The organism is Ruegeria aquimaris (assembly GCF_025751555.1).
In the GTDB taxonomy this organism is placed as follows: Bacteria; Pseudomonadota; Alphaproteobacteria; order Rhodobacterales; family Rhodobacteraceae; genus Ruegeria_B; species Ruegeria_B aquimaris.
The window spans coordinates 184,001-203,836 of sequence record NZ_JAOWLB010000007.1 but is presented as its reverse complement, the minus strand read 5'-3'; the positions used below and the strand labels follow the sequence as shown (position 1 = coordinate 203,836).

General features: G+C 58.7%; 18 protein-coding genes. 10 read left to right on the top strand and 8 right to left on the bottom strand.

Annotated elements, in window-relative coordinates; all coding sequences use genetic code 11:
* Positions 1-654 precede the first annotated feature (654 nt).
* The 9 genes from OE747_RS12470 (at position 655) to OE747_RS12430 (ending at position 6,365) form a co-directional block, all read left to right on the top strand.
* A complete protein-coding gene (locus OE747_RS12470) occupies positions 655-1,365 on the top strand; it encodes a Crp/Fnr family transcriptional regulator (RefSeq protein ID WP_263828920.1) in 711 nt (236 codons plus the stop codon).
* 105 nt (positions 1,366-1,470) lie between these two features.
* Positions 1,471-2,109, top strand: a complete 639-nt coding sequence (locus tag OE747_RS12465; protein WP_263828919.1) for an RNA polymerase sigma factor — start codon at positions 1,471-1,473, stop codon at positions 2,107-2,109.
* The gene (locus tag OE747_RS12460; protein ID WP_263828918.1) at positions 2,099-2,386 is read left to right on the top strand and encodes a RebB family R body protein; all 288 of its coding nucleotides are present in this window, start codon (positions 2,099-2,101) and stop codon (positions 2,384-2,386) included. Before OE747_RS12465 ends, OE747_RS12460 begins: the two co-directional genes overlap by 11 nt.
* A 39-nt stretch (positions 2,387-2,425) precedes the next feature.
* The gene (locus OE747_RS12455) at positions 2,426-3,157 is read left to right on the top strand and encodes a hypothetical protein (protein WP_263828917.1); all 732 of its coding nucleotides are present in this window, start codon (positions 2,426-2,428) and stop codon (positions 3,155-3,157) included.
* Between the two features lie 26 nt (positions 3,158-3,183).
* Positions 3,184-4,575 carry a hypothetical protein gene (locus OE747_RS12450; protein ID WP_263828916.1) on the top strand — a complete coding sequence of 464 codons (1,392 nt, stop codon included), beginning with the start codon at positions 3,184-3,186 and terminating at the stop codon, positions 4,573-4,575.
* 79 nt (positions 4,576-4,654) lie between these two features.
* Positions 4,655-4,957, top strand: a complete 303-nt coding sequence (locus OE747_RS12445) for a hypothetical protein (RefSeq protein WP_263828915.1) — start codon at positions 4,655-4,657, stop codon at positions 4,955-4,957.
* Entirely contained in the window at positions 4,954-5,577 is a 624-nt protein-coding gene (locus OE747_RS12440) for a hypothetical protein (protein WP_263828914.1), read from the top strand. Before OE747_RS12445 ends, OE747_RS12440 begins: the two co-directional genes overlap by 4 nt.
* A 69-nt stretch (positions 5,578-5,646) precedes the next feature.
* Positions 5,647-5,970, top strand: a complete 324-nt coding sequence (locus OE747_RS12435; protein ID WP_011242175.1) for a RebB family R body protein — start codon at positions 5,647-5,649, stop codon at positions 5,968-5,970.
* Between the two features lie 50 nt (positions 5,971-6,020).
* Positions 6,021-6,365 carry a RebB family R body protein gene (locus OE747_RS12430; RefSeq protein WP_011242176.1) on the top strand — a complete coding sequence of 115 codons (345 nt, stop codon included), beginning with the start codon at positions 6,021-6,023 and terminating at the stop codon, positions 6,363-6,365.
* A gap of 259 nt (positions 6,366-6,624) precedes the next feature.
* Here OE747_RS12430 and OE747_RS12425 read toward each other — a convergent pair whose 3' ends face one another.
* From OE747_RS12425 to OE747_RS12390, 8 genes are all read right to left on the bottom strand, one after another.
* A complete protein-coding gene (locus OE747_RS12425; protein WP_263828913.1) occupies positions 6,625-7,617 on the bottom strand; it encodes a C45 family autoproteolytic acyltransferase/hydolase in 993 nt (330 codons plus the stop codon).
* A gap of 185 nt (positions 7,618-7,802) precedes the next feature.
* On the bottom strand, positions 7,803-9,254 hold the full coding sequence (locus tag OE747_RS12420; protein WP_263828912.1) for a biotin carboxylase: 1,452 nt from the start codon (positions 9,252-9,254) through the stop codon (positions 7,803-7,805).
* 10 nt (positions 9,255-9,264) lie between these two features.
* Positions 9,265-12,018, bottom strand: a complete 2,754-nt coding sequence (locus tag OE747_RS12415) for an aminotransferase class I/II-fold pyridoxal phosphate-dependent enzyme (protein ID WP_263828911.1) — start codon at positions 12,016-12,018, stop codon at positions 9,265-9,267.
* A 51-nt stretch (positions 12,019-12,069) separates the two neighbouring features.
* Positions 12,070-13,038, bottom strand: coding sequence for a carbon-nitrogen hydrolase family protein (locus tag OE747_RS12410; protein ID WP_263828910.1), 969 nt, complete (start codon positions 13,036-13,038; stop codon positions 12,070-12,072).
* 37 nt (positions 13,039-13,075) lie between these two features.
* Complete coding sequence (locus tag OE747_RS12405; protein ID WP_263828909.1) at positions 13,076-13,501, bottom strand: universal stress protein; 426 nt, start codon at positions 13,499-13,501, stop codon at positions 13,076-13,078.
* 3 nt (positions 13,502-13,504) lie between these two features.
* Positions 13,505-16,276 carry a TRAP transporter permease gene (locus tag OE747_RS12400; RefSeq protein WP_263828908.1) on the bottom strand — a complete coding sequence of 924 codons (2,772 nt, stop codon included), beginning with the start codon at positions 16,274-16,276 and terminating at the stop codon, positions 13,505-13,507.
* Between the two features lie 107 nt (positions 16,277-16,383).
* Positions 16,384-17,346, bottom strand: a complete 963-nt coding sequence (locus OE747_RS12395) for a TAXI family TRAP transporter solute-binding subunit (RefSeq protein ID WP_263828907.1) — start codon at positions 17,344-17,346, stop codon at positions 16,384-16,386.
* Between the two features lie 87 nt (positions 17,347-17,433).
* The gene (locus OE747_RS12390; RefSeq protein ID WP_263828906.1) at positions 17,434-18,003 is read right to left on the bottom strand and encodes a cupin domain-containing protein; all 570 of its coding nucleotides are present in this window, start codon (positions 18,001-18,003) and stop codon (positions 17,434-17,436) included.
* 197 nt (positions 18,004-18,200) lie between these two features.
* Between OE747_RS12390 and gabT the strand changes: the two genes are divergently transcribed.
* The gene (gene gabT, locus OE747_RS12385) at positions 18,201-19,640 is read left to right on the top strand and encodes a 4-aminobutyrate--2-oxoglutarate transaminase (protein ID WP_263828905.1); all 1,440 of its coding nucleotides are present in this window, start codon (positions 18,201-18,203) and stop codon (positions 19,638-19,640) included.
* Positions 19,641-19,836: the final 196 nt, after the last annotated feature.

The following is a 19,836-nucleotide window of genomic DNA, read 5'->3' as shown; positions in this document are numbered from 1 at the left end:
AACCATGGAAAGCTTCCTGGGTTTCATCGACATTACCTCCATCCGGCTTTGGCTCAGACATTTGTCAACATGACCTAGCCTCACAGTTAGGCGGCAAAGCGTCTACAAATCTAGGGGCACCTCAGTGGGTCGGTTTCTCTTTGCCGCTCATTGACGCATGGTCTCCATCCTGGTGCAGGGTATGTTGATCGTCTTACTGTCAGCGCTGCCTGTCGCATACGCTGTGCCAAGTATCAGCGGCGATCCGAGACGGACCGATCTGTTTCCATCGCCACGCGAACCTTGACGTCGGGACCATCAATCTTGCGTTTCGACATGTCCTGATCTCCGCGATGCTAAAGATGAACAGACGTCAGGTCGCAGCTTCCACCATCGGCTGATCTTCGGGAAGGGGCTCTGGTATCGACGATGCTGCCATGTCACGATTTCTCCACCCGAACACATTGGCTTTACGATGCCAGCAACAGTGATCCAGCGCACACTGCACAACTCTCCTCTTGCGGTATTACTCGGCGTCAACGTCTATCTGTGCTGGCAGCGTCGCTCCGCTGGCCCAGCTCTGATCCAATAATCCACGCCCTGTATCACGGGGCCACTGCCCGAGTTTCTGTCGACCGCGCCGGTCGGCTTCGTCTCTAACGATGTCAGGCTGTCATGTCCTCTGCCCGAAGCGAGATTCGCAGCGACCTGATCCGCCGTGTACTGAAACGGATGCCGCTTTTTGCCGGGCTGGGCGCGGGAGAGTTGGCCGCGCTGGCCCGACAATGCGATCTGCGCGCCTATGACAAGGCGCAGATGGTCTATGCCGAGGGCGAAGCGGCGCGCTCGGCATATGTCATAATGTATGGGCAGATCGACTCGATCTGGTACGACAAAACCGGGCGCGAGGTGATCTTTGAGACCCGCACGCGCTATGACCTGCTGGGCCTGCATGAAGTGGCCGATGGCCGGGGGCGCCCGGCGACCTGTGTCTGCGCGAGCCGCGCGGCACTGGTACATATCCCGCCCGGGGCAAGTCGCCGCCTGCTGGATCATGCAGGGATACAGGCGGCGCTGGCGCGCAGCATGCGGGACGAATTGCACAACCTGCGCGACAGTTATCGCCGCGCAGTGCTTTTCGATCTGGAAACCAGACTGGCCCACTACCTTCTGGCGCAGGCCGGTCCCGGTCGCTCGCGACCGCATCAGCTGCGCATCGAGGAGAACCAGTTGCGCATCGCGGCCAAGGTGCAGGCAAGTCGTACACGGGTGAACACGACCATCAGAAAATGGCGCGAATCCGGCGACATAGCGGTCAAGGACGGGGCGATCCTGCTGGACCGGACCTCGGGCCTGTGGGACCGGTTCGGACCGGATCAGAGTTAGAACCGCACCCAAACCAAGCGATGCGCCGGTGCTGTTACGCGCGTAACAGACAGACGTGCGGACAGGGTCAAAGCTGAGTTCATGCAACCCTAGGGGGGAATCAGCATGAACCAGTACAGTACGATCACCGGCACGTTTCACGCCATCCAGACGCCCGAGGAGTTCGGCCGGGCCTGGCGCCAGCACTATCCCGAACTTATGCGCCGCGCCTGCCGACTGGCGCAGGGCAACCCGGTTCTGGGCGAGGCCTTTCTGGCCCGCACAACCCTGCGCATCCTGGAATACCTGCGCAGTTCGAACCAGCCGATCGACAATTTCCAGGCCTTTTTTGCGGTCTCGCTGCGCAACACCGCTCAGGATCACTGGCGCCGCTACCGGCGCGACATGTCGATCATGGCCGAGCTTGGCTTTCACCAGGCCCACGCCGAGGATCCGGACGCCACCCTGCGCCGGGTGATCGCACGCCAGAATCTGGACACGCTCTGTGCCGCGCTGGCGCGGATGTCGCCCGAACAGGCGCGGCTGGTGCGGCTGCGAGTCTTCGAAGATCTGCCCTATGGCGAAATCGCGCGGCAGCTGCACATCTCCGAGCCGCTGGCCCGCAAGCGGATGCAGGTCGCCCGCAATGCGCTGCGTCAACAGATTGCCGCGGGAAAATCCTGTTTGTCGCGTCACGAACCCGGATTTGCCGCGTCTATTCCCGCAAAAGCACATCAATCCCTAGGAGGCACCCATGGCCAATGACGGTTCCGGCACGCCGGTGAATTCACAGATCACCGACGCGGTGACCCAGAGCAATGTCGAGGTCGTCGCGATCTCTCCCGCACAGTCGATGGGGATGCTCTATCAGATGGCGACCCATTCGGCGGGCCTGTCCCTGCAGAACTCGGTCTCAAGCCAGCAGAACCTCAACCAGATCGCCAATGCGGTGGTCGCGACCGCAGTGCGCGAGATCCTCAGCATCGGCGGCGGTGGTGGTGGTGGTGGTGGCACGGGCGGCGGCAAGCCCAAGAGCGATTGATGAGAGCTTTGGCAGATGTGGTCGTTTCTGGAGAAAATCATGTCCAAAAAGACACCTGAAGGCACAGAGCCTGTGGACCCGGCCGCACAGCTGGAAGAGGCAATTTCCGAGGTCGGGCACGAGATCCTTGCTAGTGTCGAGGGCAAGGCCGAAGGCGCCATCGAAACGGCCACAACCAAGGCCGAAGCCAAGATCGCGTCAGTCGAGGATGAGATCACCAAGGGAGAGGCCCAGGCCATGACCGAAGCGGCACTGCCGCCATCGACACGTCAGGCCTATCGGGCGCTCGCATTTGGCGCGCCACCCGCCACTCCGGCGGCGGGCGATGCGGGTGGGCCGCCCATCGGCCCGGTGCCCAAGGGCCCGTCCGATACCTCGGCGCTGGATCCGGCGGTGGTGCAATCAGTGGAATTCCAGAACCAGGAGATCAAGGATTACGCCCCTACAATGATCGTGACGCCGCCCGATCAGATGATAGGGCAGGCGGCCGGGCTCGCCGCACAATCTGCGGCGCAGTATTTCGACAGCGTGACCAAGCTGGTGATGGCCAGCCAGTCGGTCATGCTCAAGAAGATGTCCGAGGATCTGGTGGCGGGCAACATCGCCACAGCCGCCGAAGACGGGCTGATCATCGCCGAAACCGAATTGCTGTTGGCCGGTGCCATGGCCGTGGCCGCCGCGGGCGGCGCGATGGAGGCCGCCTCGGCCAGTTTTGGCATCTCGAAAATCAACGAAAGCGTACAGGCCCGCCAGGCGCAGGCCCGCAAATGAACCGCATGTCAGAGCGAGGTTGACCCATGCCACTTGTTCCCCAACCACAGAATGCCCGCTGGCTGACCGGCGATGCCGTCGAAGGCGCAAAGGGGCTGATCCGCGAGACCGACGCCAGCTATCTGATCCAGATCCTGCTGCGCGCCTTTGGCAATGGCGGTCCGATGGAGGCAGTGGCCGCCACCTTGCAGACCCTGTGCGATCAGGCCCGCAGCACCGTCGCCCAGCAGAACATCAATGCGCCGCTGACGGTGGGCGGGCAGTCGATCTGGTCGGGCTATGACCCGGGCGGGCGTGGTGAGTTCGAGTTCAACATCCGGTTGTTGGCCACGCTGCATGTGCGGGCCAACAACACCCTGTCCAATCCGCTGGCCATCGGCGATGTGTGCCGCGCCTGCGCGGACATGATCTCGGCCGCGCCGAACCATCCCAATACCGCTCCCGGCCTGGCGCCCATTGCGCAGTTCTTGCATGACTTGCAGAACGCGCAGGCCTTTAACAAGACCACCAACCGGGTGCGGGTGAAGCGGCGCGATATCCTCGACCAGATGCCCGGCGTCGGCGGCACCCAGTGGTATCTGCCGCCCGAGGATGTGCTGGGCAACATTGACCGGCTGCTGGGATATTACGAGACTGGCGATATCTCGGGCACCACCACCGACGGGCTGGGGGTGCTGGCAATGCTGTCCACGGTGAACGTCGCCGCGATCGGCACGCTTGACCAGATCAAGCAGCAACTGGCCGCCATGGTCAACAACGGGCTCGCCTTTACCAGCTTTGCCGGGATGGTGGTGCAGATGCATCATTCGCTGCCCGAATGCATGATGGCGCTCAACCTGATGCCACGCGATCTGGGGGTCGGCAACTCGGCGATCACGCAGATCTACTCGCCCTTCCTGACCAATACCGGTTTGGGCGAAATCAACAACGTCTACACCGAATGGCGACAGGCGCGTTATACGGCGTTGGGCGGTGCCGGCCAGGTTCCGGCCAATGTCACGCAGATGCTGATTGTGGTGCAGGACATCTTTCAGATGCCGAACCGCGCCACAGCAACGCATGAGGTGGCGCTGATCCTGCCGGTGACCGCGCAGGACATGACGAACAACGCCTATGTGTTCGGCCTCAACTTCTACAACCGGATCGTCGCAGCGCTCAACACTGCAAACCCAGGCCCCGCGATCACGCTGGAGAAACTGTCAACCGCCGTATTCGACCAATGGTTCGGCCCCGATTTCGATCCGGCCATCGTGAACCCGCAATTCGGCCAAGGCGTGGTGGAGAGTGTTCAGCGTGGCATGGCGCTGCCGCCCAACCTGCTGCAAAACGCCGATCACTATCGCCAGATCGCCGCCCCCTTTGTCGGGCAGGCCGAGTATGGCCAGGTTGAGCCGGCACAAGTCGGCAACCTGAACTGACGGATGTGCGGCGCCCGCGTCACGAACTGCTGCGCCGCGCGTCTTCCTAGTAACACACCCTGAGGCGCTGGAGAGAGCCATGTATGAGGAAATCGAATTTCTGCGCAGCCGGACCGATGAATTGCTGGTTCAGGTGCTGTCTCAATGGAGCGCAAGCGTGATGTCGAGCCGCGACCGGGGCCTGCCGCCCTATAGCAGCCTGGCGGCCGATCTGGCGGCGGCGCGCGACCGGCTGGCCGAGGCCGCCCAGGCAGCGGCCAGGTTGGACGGCTGGGACTATGCCCCTGAGTGCGACGAAGTGAGCGGCGAAGAGCGGGTTGAGATGGATGTCGAAACCCGAGAAGTCAAATCATCCACCGTCCGCAAGGGTGGTCGCAAATGAGCGGATTTGCCGAAGAGTTGCCCCGCCTGCTGGCGGTGGGCCGCAATTGGGTCGGGCGCGAGCTGCACGAGGACGAGGTGATCGGCCTGGTGAACTGGCTCAAGTCCGAAACCGCCCATAACCCCGCTGCCGCAGGTCAGATTGATCGCGGGCTGGCCGCCGCCTCGTCGGTGATCGCCCAGGGCCGTCAGGCCGCCGAGGGCGCCATCGCCGATGCGTTCCGCTCGGTGCGCGGCGCGCCGCCACAGCCCCATGCACCGGGGCAGGCGCCACCGCCCTCGCTGCATGAGCGGGTAACGCGCACCGAACAGCGGGTGCTGGAACAGGTGCTGAAATCGGGGGTCGCGGGCGAGGCCCGGATCGACCCGGCGATGGAGGCGCAATTCGCCCAGCTGGCCCAGCATCTGGCCAATCTGATCGAGACCGAGGTGGTGCGCCAGGTCGAACTGCGCATGGTCGAGTTCGACGCCCGCACCGGCGCCCGGATGGAGACCCAGAGCGCCCAGGTGGTCGAGCTGTGCAACCAGCTCTCGGCCGAGATCCGTCAGCAGCTGGCCCGCGACCTGCGCGCCGAAACCGCCCAGCGTTCGGAACGCCCCGTTCCGCAGAAAAAGAGCTAACCCGTTTTCACAAAACGGATTTCGCCGCGTCAATATCGGTAAGACCCCAACCGCAAAGGAGCACTCCGAATGCCTTACAACACCGCAGTAAACTCTCAGATCACGGACGCGGTGACCCAGTCCAACGTCCAGGTGGTCGCTCAGGCGCCCGCGATGGCGATGGGTTCGGTCTATCAGTCGATGGCCCATTCGACCGGCATCCTGCTGCAGAACTCGGTCGCCGCCGCCCAGCAGCAAAGCGCGCTGAGCCAGGCCGCCGCCAACCAGGGCGTCATGCAGATCTACTCGCTGGACACCACCGCTGCGGCGGGGGCCAGTGAAAAGATCGGACAGGTGGGCACGCCGGACCAGATGTCCAGCCTGCTGGCGGTCCTCAACTCGTTCGGCGGCTGATCCGGCGAACCCCTCTTCAATAAACCCAGTGCCAAACAAGGAGACAGATCATGACTTGGCCGACAGCAGTAAATGACCAGATCACCGACGCGGTAACCCAGTCCAACGTCAAGGTCGTGGGCGAAGCGCCCGCGATGGCGATGGGCACGGTCTATCAGACCATGGCCCATTCGACCGGCATCCTGTTCGAAAACGCGGTGGCCGCCGCGCAGCAGCAGAACGCGCTGAGCCAGGCCGCCTCGAACCAGGGTGTGATGCAGATCTATTCGCTGGATACCACCGCGACAGCGGGAGCCAGCGAGAAGATCGGCCAGACCGGCGTCGCCGACAACCTGACCAGCCTGCTGACCGTGCTGAACGCGTTCAAACGCCCACAGCAGCCCGGCGGTATCTGATCCCGCCACATGCACCGGGAGAGCGGGGCGTGCTGTGTAGCGCGCCCCGTTTTCGTTGTTCGGATCAGTCGATGACGATGGTGGTGTCATCCTTGGCCAAATCCACCATGACGACGGCTTGGGAGCGACACTTCTACTTCGCTCATGGGTGACATTTTAGCTTTGCGGCTACAATCCAAAGACGCGTAATTTGGATTATGTAAAGAATATCCCGGTAAGTATCGTGGAGCTCAAAATTCACATCATTTCGAAAAAACAATCAGCTTGCGGCGGTATCGCTTTGATGTGGGAAAACGACACGAACCGACTCTTCCTTGAAGTCTCCAAAACCTTTCGACCAGATTCGACCAGGCCAATGGATATCGACCATCCCGGCTTTTGGGCGATAGGCCGCAGTGTAAAGCGTCCCAAAACCAGCCGAAAACGCTGTTGAGTACAACGGAGGTTTCAAAAAGGTTGCGATGAACTTTTCCTGCGTTTCAGGATGTAGGGTCAGGCGTTGCAAGAGATACCGTTCTCTTTCGACCGTGGCAGTGAACCTGGCGTGGCTCGACCACTCCACGCGTTCCTGGTGGTTTGTGGCAACGGCTGAATGCGTCAACAATGTTGGTCTATCCGGAGCGAGGAAGGCTGTGAGATAGTTTCGCTCGGCATCCAAAACAGTAACATTGTAACTCATGTGCGAGGGAATGCGTTTGAGAGCCTGCCCGGCCTCCTCGGCGGTGCTGCAGGTTTGCAGGATGTAGCGTAGGATCAAAGGGACGCCAAAGCCGACACCTACCGCCTGCCGACCCCCAAACGTCAACGAGGCCGTCAAACCCTGATCGTTCATGCCATCGACCAGCCCGAACAAACCATCAGATGTTCCGATGACACCTCGGCCATTCCAGTTTGTCTTCAGCAGAACAGCATCAAACGCGTTCTTGTCATAATCGTAGTTTCGAACAAGAAGCGGCTCGTCGCCTTGCCAGATCGCCTGGCTGCACCCCGCCAGATAACGGGGTGGGCAGTAGAAACTCAGGAACCGAGCTTCGACGTCACCACCACCGACCAACTCGCAAAGCTCGTCATAAAGCCCAAGAATTTCAGGCATATGCATTCGAACGGCCTGACGGCACTCAAGGTAAGTCGGCCTGCCGGAAAGCCCTTCCCGCCGCCACCATTTTGAATAGGCAGGCCAATACATGGCGAACTGGTGCGCCCAGCGTGGCCCGGGCGACGCCTCGGCGATAGATCGAAATTCTACTGTCATGACCCATACATATCCCAAGCCCGCCCACGTACAAGCTGCTCCACCGAACGCCCGGTGAAGCACAAAGCTGACCTCTAACAAATGCCGATTGCCGTTGATCTCGGCCGATCAGGCGCGCCAGCGTATCCCTTTCCCACCGCACGCGAAGGCACGATCAAGACCGGTCGAACAGAGCCAAAACGCGACTACATGATCTTGAACGCGGGGTCCTCGAATGCCTGCGCCGAAGGAAGCGGGCGCGCCGAATACGCGTTCTTTATCCCATTGATCCAGTTCTTGGATTTTTCGGTCAACGCAAAGCCTTTGGTCATCGATCGCCCACGCGTCACCAGGATTCCAAGGTCCGCGCCCTCGTAACGGTAATCACCGACGTTGGAAATGCGCAGGAAAAAGGCCTCATCTTCGCTTTCAACTGCTCGGCGATGATAGTCAAACCGATCAAAGACCACCCGCCCATCCGGCGTCATCTTGTAGATGCCCGATTTCGGCGCGTGGGTGATGATATCGACGCTGTCCTCGGTGTGCTTGATGACCATCTGTGACCAGCTGTCGATCATATCAGGGTCGGCCCAACGCGCGTTCAGCTCTTCAACATCCAGCTTGAAGGGCTTTTTCGAGAATTCGAGCAAGTGGAACAGGAACAGCGGTGCGTCCGCATGGGCAAAGGCGGCGTGGTTGGTCATCGAAGATGCACCGGTGATCCGGGGATTGAGCTCACCCAGCCAAATGTCGCCAGTCTTTTTATCGATCAGGAAGTCCAGCTCGAAATATCCCCGATAACCTTCCTTGCGAAGTTGCTCACCGAATTTGAATGTCAGTTCACGCGCCTTTTGGCGTGTCTTCGGCGGGAAGGCGGTCGAGAAGATCTCGTTCCCGCACCAGCCGCCCCTGTAGGGCGTGAGTTCGTTGAACCCGACAAGTTCTGTCATCAGCGGCCCGACGATCGTGCCTTCGCTCGTGGCACATGCCTCGATCGCCGATCCCCGGCAATCGATCCGCTTCATGATCTTGATCTCGCCTTCGCCGATGATTTCGTGCTCGTGCTTACGGAAATCCGCCTCAGACTTGATAAAGAAGGTCGTGTGGCCGCTATCACCGAAGGCCGATTGTAGCACCAGGTCGTGCCCAATCCCTGCCTTTTCGCAGACCTCGCGCAACTGCTCGTAGCTGGTGACCTCGCTGAGCACATTGGGCACCGAAGGCACGCCCGCCTTGTTGCCGACGCGAACGGTCTCGATCTTGTTGTCCATCGACTGACGCAGCTTGGCCTTGGGGAACCAAACCTCGCCCCCAAGTTCCTTCACAAGTTCCTCGGTCTTTTCGTCAAACATAAGGAAGACGAATTTGGGTTTTCCGCCCCGCGACTTGACGTAGTCGATAACCTCTTTGTGTTGCAGCAGATAGTTGTTGATGTCCTCGATGGACTGAAATTCATCATGCGGCAGTTCCGAAGGGCACAGCACGTTGGGATGACGGCCATCAAAGCAATCCATGTAGCAGATGTATTTGAAGTTCTTCACCCATTCATCGAGCCCGAGCAGGTTGAAGTTGGTCGCAGAGACGAAGTAGATCGGGTCCCGATTTGTATGAAAGAAACGCCGGATCTCGGAGATGTTGTTTAGGGTTTTCTTTGGCATGTCGTCCTCTCTACATCTTTCTCTTTGATTGTTTCTTCAGGGCGGCTTCGGTGAATACCCGTAAACCTAGATCCGGCCGGAAACCGTGAATCTCGCTAACATCCAACGCGCGCATGAATGACAGGATTTCCGGGCTGATGACCTGACCCGGCACAAGGATTGGGAACCCTGGGGGATAAGGAATGATGAAGGAGGCCGAAACCATCTCCTCCCCTGCTTCAAGCCGCGCCATCAACGCATCGTCGAGATCGAAATAATCGCAGTTATCCTCGTTGTAGGCGAGGAAAAACGCCGAACGAATATCGCCTTCCGGCGTTTCATGGCCTGTTCGGAACGCATCATGAAAACGACTGAAATCAGGAAGCGGAGGAACATGCTCGACCAATGCAGCGACACGCTTCTCGAATGACCGTCGCTCCATCTTTGAAGCATCATCGAGAAGGTCATCAAGCTCTTTGGCAACCTCGACAAGTACTTCGATAAGGTAGGCGACCGACGACCGTGTTGTGCCAATATTGGTCATGAACAGGACCGAGTTGCGCGAGGTCTTGTTGATCTGGATCCCGTATTTGTCCATCAGGATCTTGGTCTTGAAGGTATCGCCATCCCAACCGGTTCCACCTACGGCAAGAGTCACACGGGTCGGGTCCAAAACAAATTCATCCTGCGCCCAGATCTCCCACTTGTCGGACCAGCCTTCATGCACATCGTAGTATGTTTGAACTCCGCTTTCCCTGTATTCGTCAGGGATCATGTCGGACGGGGTAAGCACCTTGAAATACTTGCGCAGCAATGGGTGAGTCTGAACCGCGCGCCGAATTGCCATTGCGCTCTCGACCTGGCGTTGTACGAACTCAAACCCCTCCAGTTCAACCTGGCGTCGCCCGACATCCAGCGACGCGATGATCTGATAATTCGGCGAGGTCGAGGTGTGCGTCATATAAGCCTCGTGAAAAGCCTGCTCGACCTCACCTTTGAAGTCCATATCATTCACATGAATCATGGAGCCTTGCCTCAGGGACGTCAGCGTCTTGTGCGTTGATTGGGTCGAATATGCCCGGACGCGCGCGTCAGGTGGCGGTATCAGCCGCGTGTTCAGCCACGTTTCTTCATTTGCATCCTTAAGCTGTTCCTGTTGCGCTTCATATGCCGCTGCATGCGCTGCCTCCTGCAAGCGTTCGCGCAACGTGTTCGCAACCGACATGGCCGTTCTCTGCCGGTAAGCCGGGCTAAAGCGTGCAAACGCAAACCAGGCTTCATCCCAAAGGAAAATGAGATCCTTCTTGATGGCAAGACACTCTTCCATGACACGTTCGACGTTGTAGACGAGTCCATCGAAGGTACAGTTGGTCAAAAGTACCATGCGCACTTTGTCCAGCTTCCCCGCTGCCTTCAACTTTAGCAGTGTGTGTTTGATCTCATTGATCGGAACAGCTCCATACATGGAGTATTCGTGCAACGGGTAGCTGTCCATGTAGACCACATTCGCTCCCGCCAACACCATGCCATAATGGTGCGACTTGTGGCAGTCACGGTCGACCAGAACGATGTCGCCCGGTCGAACCAGCGCCTGCACGACGATCTTGTTGCAGGTCGACGTGCCGTTGGTGGCAAAGAATGTCTGTTTGGCCCCAAAGGCCCGGGCCGCCATGTCCTGCGCTTCCTTGATCGGACCGCGTGGTTCCAGAAGGCTGTCAAGACCACCTGAGGTGGCCGAGGTTTCCGCCAAAAAGATATTAGGGCCATAAAAGGCCCCCATGTCCTGGATCCAGTGCGACCGGCTGATCGATTTTCCCCGGCTGATCGGCATGGCGTGAAACACGCCGGTGGGCTGCTTCGAGTATTCTTTGAGCGCGGTGAAGAACGGCGTCTTATACCGACGATTGACACCTCGAAGGATGTTCAGGTGAAGTTCAAGAAAGTCTTCCTGATTGTAGAAAACGCGTCGGCACCGCCCCAGATCGAGGCCCGCTATGTCTTCAACGGACCGATCCGTGATCAGATAAGCATCGAGTTCGGGCCGGACCTTCGCAATCAGTCTACAGGCTTCGGGGCCGTATTCGTAAGGTTGCAGCGCATCAACATCTTCGTCCTGATTCAAGCGGTGCAGATACTGTTCGATGATCGGCAGGACATTTTTTGATTTCAGGACCAGCCCCGGCCGAACAATGACCGCTTGTACATTGTAATTGAACAGGATGCCCATCAGCGCATCTTCGAGGCTCGGGACGATCACAGGCTCGTAGATGAACGGGTCTTCGGGACGTCGCATGCGGTGCAGATTGTTGCGCAAGAACCTCTCTTGGTGCTCATTGACATTGTCGACGATCAGAACTTCGAAATATGGACGTCCCAGGGCCCGATCTTCCGGAGCCAGAGCGCTTTCGTCTTCGTAGTCTTCATTGTCAGCTTCGTCGCCACCTATTGGAATCGTTCGCCGACGATAGGCGCCCGAGGTCAGTGCTCGGGCGACGCGTCGCACAGAAATTGACAGGTCCTCAATACTGCGCTGTTCCAACAATCTCTGAAGATGCTCAAACGCCCGGATACCCGGGAAGGCCCAATAGAGTTCTATCGGAGCAAGGGCTTCGAACAAGGCCTCTGCCGTCTTGAGCAATCTGCCACCCTGCCGCCCTTCGACACCATGAACCAGCATGGACTCTGCGGTTTCCCGCAGCGCACTCCAGCGATCTGCGCGCAACTGCGTCGCGCTGAAGTAATCGCTGACCGACGGCAGTTTCGTTCCATGCTGCTGTATTTTCATGTTTTCTCCTCCCTTGCCCGGTCACTCGGCAACTTGTGCCGAGGCCAGGCTCTAGTCTGTACCTGTCTTGCCTCTGAACATTGAGATTCCTGGCACAGCATTTTTTAGCTGTTCGTTGAGGCCAAGAGCCGTTCTGGGATCATTCACACCCACACCAGCGCGCGAGCCTTGTCTGGGGACTTCTAACGGTCCGAGTGTGTCCAGATAGCTTCCGGCACCTGACGTACGATCATAAATCGGGAAATCCGCCTCCCGATCCCGGAAGCTCTTGAGCACCTGCCCCAATCCTTTGATCCCGGTTTCCCGCTGGCGTCTCACCATGTCGAGGTCGATTTCGATCGGGAAAATATCTTCCTGCCCCGCAGACTGGTGAAGAACCGTTGCTGCGGGATCGACAACCAGAGATCTGCCGACACCGCCTGCTGCCAGTCCGTTCACATCAAAAACGTAGCATTGAAACTGCGCAGCCGTCGCCCTTGCGATGGCGATCTCGGCATCCCGATCAGTCGTTCCCGTCAAGACTGGATGCAGCAACACCTCCACACCTTGACTGGTCAGCTGCCGCGTCGTTTCCGGAAACCAGATATCGTAGCAAATAGACAATCCAAACCGGCCTACCCCGGGGACATCGAACACACAAAATTCGGTTCCCGAGGCAATCCCTCTTTCGTATGGCTTGAACGGAAACATCTTGGAGTATTTCGCAACGATCTCTCCGTCTGGGTTTATCACAACGGACGTGTTGTAGATTCTGCCATCTTCGCGCTTTTCGAACATGGACCCGGGGATCAACCATATCCCGAACCTGCGGGCATCCTCCTGAAATTGAGCCAGCGCATCGTTTGGAAACGGCTGCGCATAGTGGTCCAGCGGGCCGTATGGAGCCAACTCGGAAAACAACGCCATTTGGGTCCATGGGAAGCGTGCCATGAGAATTTCGAGGCGATGGCGCATGGCTTCCACATTGGAATGCAGCGCGGAGACGTGCATTTGAATGCCAGCGATTGCGAAGGGTGTCATGATTTCTGCTGCTCTCTTTACTTGTTCGGACACGCGCCTAGCGAAGCGTCAAGACTGGAATTGGAGAATGGCGCACCACTTTGCCGGCGTTCGAGCCAACGAGAAGTGTCTGTAAATCGTTTGGCGGGTGCGATGCCATAACGATCAAATCTGCGCGAATTTGCTCGGCGACTCGCAGGATGGTTTCGGGCACGTGCCCATGCCCAACATGCGTTTCGACCTTGTAGTCAGACGAAAACTGCGTGGATGCCAATTCCTCCAGTTTCGCCTTCAAGTTTTCCATAGCAGTTTGTTCGAAGTTCTCAGGAAGAAACGACGAGATCATTGCACTGCCGAGATCGTGTACGATGCCGAGGAGGTGAATTTCACCATCTGCACCTGCACAGCGCATTGCCGCAGGGAGCGCGTTTTCCCAGCTCTCGGGGTGGTTGACGTCAACGGGAAGCAGAACTTTCTCGAACATATCTCAAGCTCCCTCCGAAGCGGCGACTGCTGTCATACGCGCCCTGCCGCGCTGAAGCATGACAACCAGCCCAAGAACAATCAGGGCCGGGATGAACATCCAGTACTTAGATGGTTGTGACACCGGTTTTCTGACCTGCTCGACCTTCTGATCCCAGTCGAATCCGGCTTCCGCCGCAGGACTTCCAAAAGCCACGTTATCAACGATCACTTCGTCACCGTTGACGACGTATTCGAGGCCGGAAGCAAAGAGACGGTCCTGACCCGATTCACCATCACCGACGGGCAGGAGTGCCGTGAACGTAACCGGGTCGCCAACCGCGTTTAGCCCACTGACAGTCAGCCGCAGTGTTTCCCCAACCGGCACGTCCATAGCGGCCTGCTCTATGGCAGCAGGCGGGACGTTTTCGAAGGGCGGCGCAACCATGTCCATCCAGAAACCGGGTCGGAACAATGTGAACGCAACAAGAAGCAGTCCTATCGTCTCATAGAAACGATTCCTTGTCAGGAACCAGCCTTGCGTCGCCGCCGCAAACAAGAGCATCGCTACCGTCGCCGTCACAAAGACGAAAATCCCCTGCCCCCATCCCACATTGATGAGCAACAAGTCGGTGTTGAAGATGAACAGGAATGGCAATGCGGCGGTACGAAGCGAATAGAAAAACGCCACCACGCCGGTTTTGATGGGATCTCCACCCGAGACAGCCGCTGCCGCAAAGGAGGCCAGACCGACAGGCGGCGTCACATCCGCCATGATGCCGAAGTAGAAGACGAACAGGTGCACCGCGATCAGCGGTACAATCAGTCCGTTCTGTTGGCCGAGTGTAACGATCACCGGGGCAAGTAGTGCCGAGACCACGATGTAGTTCGCGGTCGTTGGCAAACCCATTCCCAGGATCAGCGACAAAATGGCGGTTAGAACGAGGATCGCAAGGATATTGCCGCCGGACAGCACTTCGACGACATCGGCGAGGGCAGAGCCCACCCCGGTCTGGCTGACCGCTCCGACAATAATGCCGGCAGTTGCCGTCGCGATACCGATACCGATCATGTTGCGAGCACCGGCCTCCAGTCCTTCCAACAGCTCGCGGACCCCGTTCGAGACCGCTCCACCGATGTTCCCCTCACCTCTGAGGGCCGCCTCAATTGGGCGTTGGGTGACAAGAATGAAAATCATGAAGGACGCAGCCCAAAAGGCAGACAACCCCGGCGACTTACGGTCGACCATCAAGGCCCAAACCAGCACGACGACAGGGAGCAAGAAATGCAGACCTGCGCGGATGGTTGGCCCTGGCGGCGGCAGCTTGGTGACCGGTGCATTCGGGTCTTCCATCTTCAACCGAGGCTGCCTGGACGACACGAAGAGCAATCCGACGTAAACGACAGTCAACCCTAGAAACACGATCCAGGGCGCTGCGGCGCCGAAGGTGGGGCGGATCCACCCCATCGTGTAGTAGACGCCGAAGGACAATGCGCAGATGACAGCGATGGTGAAGGCAAGACTGATCAACCAGGCAACCAGCGGCTTGGGCTCCACAGCACGCGGCAGACCCTGCATGTTCGCCTTCATTGCTTCCAGATGAACGATGTAGACAAGCGCGATGTAAGAGATCACGGCCGGAAGAAACGCGTGTTTGACCACGTCGAAATACGGGATACCGACATACTCGACCATCAGGAACGCGGCAGCGCCCATTACCGGCGGCATGATCTGACCATTCACCGAAGAGGCGACTTCAACCGCCCCGCCTTTCTCCGCCGAAAACCCGACGCGCTTCATCAAGGGGATTGTAAAGGTGCCGGTGGTCACGACGTTGGCGATGGACGAACCCGAAATGAGGCCGGTCATCGCAGAGGATACCACGGCCGCTTTCGCTGGCCCTCCCCGCATGTGGCCCATGAGGCTGAACGCCACCTGAATAAAGTAGTTCCCCGCACCGGCCTTATCCAGAAGCGAGCCAAAGAGCACAAAGAGGAAGACAAATGACGTCGAAACCCCCAGGGCAATACCAAACACGCCTTCGGTCGTGATCCACTGGTGGTTTGCCACGACACCCAACGACTTCGCGCTGTGCGCGATAATGCTCGGCATGTAAGGGCCAAGGAAGGTGTAGGCCAGAAAAATGGAGGCCACGATCGTCAGCGCGGGACCAAGGGCGCGGCGGGTTGCCTCCAGCAACAGGATCAGTCCGATAACGCTGATGACAAGGTCTTGTGTTATCGGCGCCCCTACGCGACTTGCAATCCCGTCATAGGCAAAGAAGATATAAAGCGATGTGATGGCAGCGACGATGCCAAGCGCCCATTCCCAGGGGGGAACCCGGTCCTTGGGCGATCCCAACAGGATTGCGGCCACGACAAGTGCGGCAATCAGGACAATCCACCATCCTGAGGCAAGGCCGCCGATTCCGATGACGAACAGGAAAGCCAGCAGCAAGGGTATGCCAACGCCCAAAGCAAGCTGGAACGGGGTCCGTGCGGCCGGATAGGCAGCGTAGGCAAGGAACAGGGCGAACGCGAGATGGAAAGACCGGGCTTCGGTATCGTTGAAGACCCCGAAGCCGAGCATGAAGGGCAGAGGTGACGCAATCCAAAGCTGGAACAGGGACCAGATGATCGCGACAATTGTTATGAACCGTGCGACTGGAAGCGACGGGCTGCGTCCGCCCGTATCAGAGGAGGCGACAAGTTCGTCAAGCTCGGACTGGCTCAGCCCGCCTTTGCCCGCCGCCTGATTTTCTACCGCTGCGGCTTGAGTCTGATCCTCGTTTGTCATCGCGCGTCCCCCCGGTTCTCTTCCTTGTTCGGTCCGACCAAATCGAACCGGCGAGTGAAAGGATGACCCCGACGACCGGAGCCATCCGATTGTACTGGCGTGCGCTGTTACTGAATCCAGCCGCGCTCACGGTAGTACTTTTCCGCGCCCGGGTGCAGCGGCGCGCTTAGACCGCCCGAGATCATCTCTGCTTCCGAGAGATTCGCAAAGGCAGGGTGCAAACCCTTGAAGCGGTCGAAGTTGTCGAACACTGCCTTGACGACCGTATAGACCACGTCATCGGGCACGCTTGCCTTGGTGACAAAGGTCGCCTTCACGCCGAATGTCTGGACGTCTTCGTCATTACCCTTGTACATGCCACCGGGAATCGTGGCCTTGGCGTAATACGGGTTGTCCGCCACAAGCTTGTCGATAGCTTCGCCAACGACCGGGATCAGCTTTGCATCGGTGGTCGTGGTGGCTTCCTGAATCGACCCGTTCGGATGGCCTGCGGTAAACACAATCGCATCGACCTTGTTGTCGCCAAGCGCGGCGGACTGCTCTGCCGATTTCAATTCGGATGCGAGAGAGAAGTCGTCGATGCTCTTACCCATAGCAGCAAGAACAACCTCCATCGTGCCACGCTGGCCCGACCCTGGATTGCCGATGTTCACGCGCTTGCCGAACAGGCTTTCGAAATCAGTCGCACCACTATCGGTACGGGCGACGACGGTGAAAGGCTCGCCATGCACCGAGAAGACGGCCCGCAGATCGTCCATCTTCTTGCCTTCGAATTCCGAGGTGCCGTTGTAGGCATGATGCTGCCAGTCAGACTGGGCAACGCCCATGTCCATGTCACCCGCAGCAATCGCATTGATATTCGCGATCGAACCGCCGGTCGAAGGTGCGGTACACTTCAGGTTGTGTTCGGCAGTGCCCCTGTTCACCAGTCGGCAAATCGACTGACCCACGACAAAGTACACCCCTGTCTGTCCACCGGTACCGATGGTGATAAACCGCTCCTGCGCCGTCGCCGTATGGCCGGCAAACACAGCAGCCGAAAGAAATGCGCTTAGTTTCAGGTATTTCATGGAAGTCTCCCATTGTTATCGTTGTGACCGGTTTTCCGGTCTATTGTGAATCAGCAGGTTAAAGCCCGCGCGTGTCTTTTTCAAATCTCAGAATGTCGGCGGTGTGCAGGCACTGATCACCACGCACTCCTGATCGCCGATGTTACGAAACCGGTGAGGCAGCCGACTATCGAACAGATAGCCTTCGCCAGGACCCAAGACGCGAACCTGATCGTCAACGGTTATCTCTATGTAACCGGAGACAACAACGCCCGCCTCCTCACCGTCATGCCTGAGCATTTCCGGACCTGTATCCGTGCCGGGGGGATAACGCTCATGCAGCATTTGCAGACTGTGCTCAGAAGCATTTCCCAGCTGACGCAAGGATAGCCTCGCCGCAGCGGCACCGAGGCCAATGTCCTGCGGCGACAACTCAACGAACTCATTTTTGGCAAAAAAGTACTTACGCGGACCGGAATTTTCGACTTCGGCGAAGAATTCCGACATCGTCATCGGAATGGCATCGAGCAAAGCCTTCAACGATGACACCGATGGGCTGCTCTTGTTCTGTTCGATCAGCGAGATTGCGCCACTTGTCAGGCCAGCACGTGTTGCAAGGTCGCGCTGCGAGAGCTTTCGTGACTCTCTTACCGACCTCAGTCTTCCGCCGACATCCATTGCCGCTCCAAAGTCCTCCAGTTCCCGATTGATATTTTAATCACCTCATTCTCGCTTCAGTCAACCAATTTCCAACTGAACAGCGCGCCCATGCGTAGTTGAGGTAAGAACACTTAGCAGATCGCCCTCATCTTGACAAGTATTCTAATCTGTGTATGAAAATTTTCATCATTCCACCCTTGTCCTTGGAGATCCAGATGACCAGGAAAGCACCCGCCGGACAGAAGCGAACAAAAGCCTCCACAGCGAAGACTTCGACAGCAACCAAATCGAGCGAGAACGTACCCGCGACAGAAAAGCCGGGGCTGAAACCGGACGTGTCGCCGTCCGGCTCCAACGCCGCACTGCTCGCGCGTCGCGAAGCGGCTGTGCCGCGCGGCGTGGCTTCTGCGGCACCCATTTTTGCCGCGAAGGCAGAGAATGCCGAGCTTTGGGATGTCGACGGTCATCGCTACATCGACTTCGCGGGCGGCATTGCGGTTCTGAACACCGGCCACCGTCACCCGTCCGTTGTCGCCGCCGCCAAGGCACAAGAAGACCTCTATACCCACACCTCCTTCCAGGTTGTGCCTTATGAACCCTATGTCGCGCTGGCCGAGAAGCTCAACGCGCTTGCGCCCGGCGACTTTGCCAAGAAAACCCTGCTGGTCACAACGGGCGCAGAAGCGGTTGAAAATGCCGTCAAGATTGCTCGCGCTCACACGCGGCGGCCCGGCATCATTGCCTTCACTGGCGGCTATCACGGTCGCACGCTGATGACGCTGGGCATGACAGGCAAGGTCACACCCTACAAGAAAGACGTGGGTCCCTTCCCGGCTGATATCTTCCGCGCACCCTTCCCTGATGCCCGCAATGGCGTAACGGTCGCGGACGCTCTGAAGGCGCTCGAAACCCTGTTCCTGACAGATGCCGATCCGTCGCGTGTCGCCGCGATCATCCTTGAGCCGGTGCTTGGCGAAGGCGGCTATCACCCGGTCCCGACCGAGATGTGGCAGGCCCTGCGCGCAATCTGCGACAAGCATGGCATCCTCCTGATTTCGGACGAGATTCAAGCGGGGTTCGGACGTACCGGCAAATGGTTCGCAATCGAGCATTCCGGCGTCACACCCGATCTGATCACCGTCGCCAAGTCGATGGCCGGAGGGTATCCGATTGCCGGTGTGATCGGTCGTGCCGATGTCATGGACGCCCTCGCACCGGGCGGGCTTGGCGGCACGTACGGCGGCAACCCGGTGGCCTGCGCCGCCGCGCTGGCAGCTATCGAGGCGCTTGAAAGCGAGGGCCTGCTTGCCCGGTCTGTGGCACTTGGTGAAACCTTCCGCGCGCGCTTTACCGAGATGGGTGCGCGTACAGCCCCCTACCGGATGTGGGACATTCGCGGCTTGGGCGCCATGCTGGCAGTTGAATTCGTCACCGATTTCGAAACGGCCACGCCGGACGCCGCCTTTACCAAGTCGGTGATTGCTCACGCTCTCAAGCGGGGGTTGATTCTTCTGGCTTGCGGGATGCATGGCAACGCCGTGCGCATCATGGTTCCGCTGACCGCATCGGACGCCATTATCGAAGAGGGCCTTGCGATCTTTGAAGCCGCGCTCGCGGATGCGATTGCCGCGGAACTCCAAGTCGCGGCGGAATAATGCGGTTGCCGGAGCGCCTGGTGTTGGCGCTCCGGCTGCCCGGACCTAATAGATCAACGGTGAAGACGATGGCCGCCGGGCGTCGCCGGTTCGGCTATCGACGCGCGCGTGTAATGCTGGTGAGCCAGAAGCACAGATACGATTGTATCACGAGGAGCCTCCGAAGGCCTGTCCTCACGATGGTCTGAAACGGACT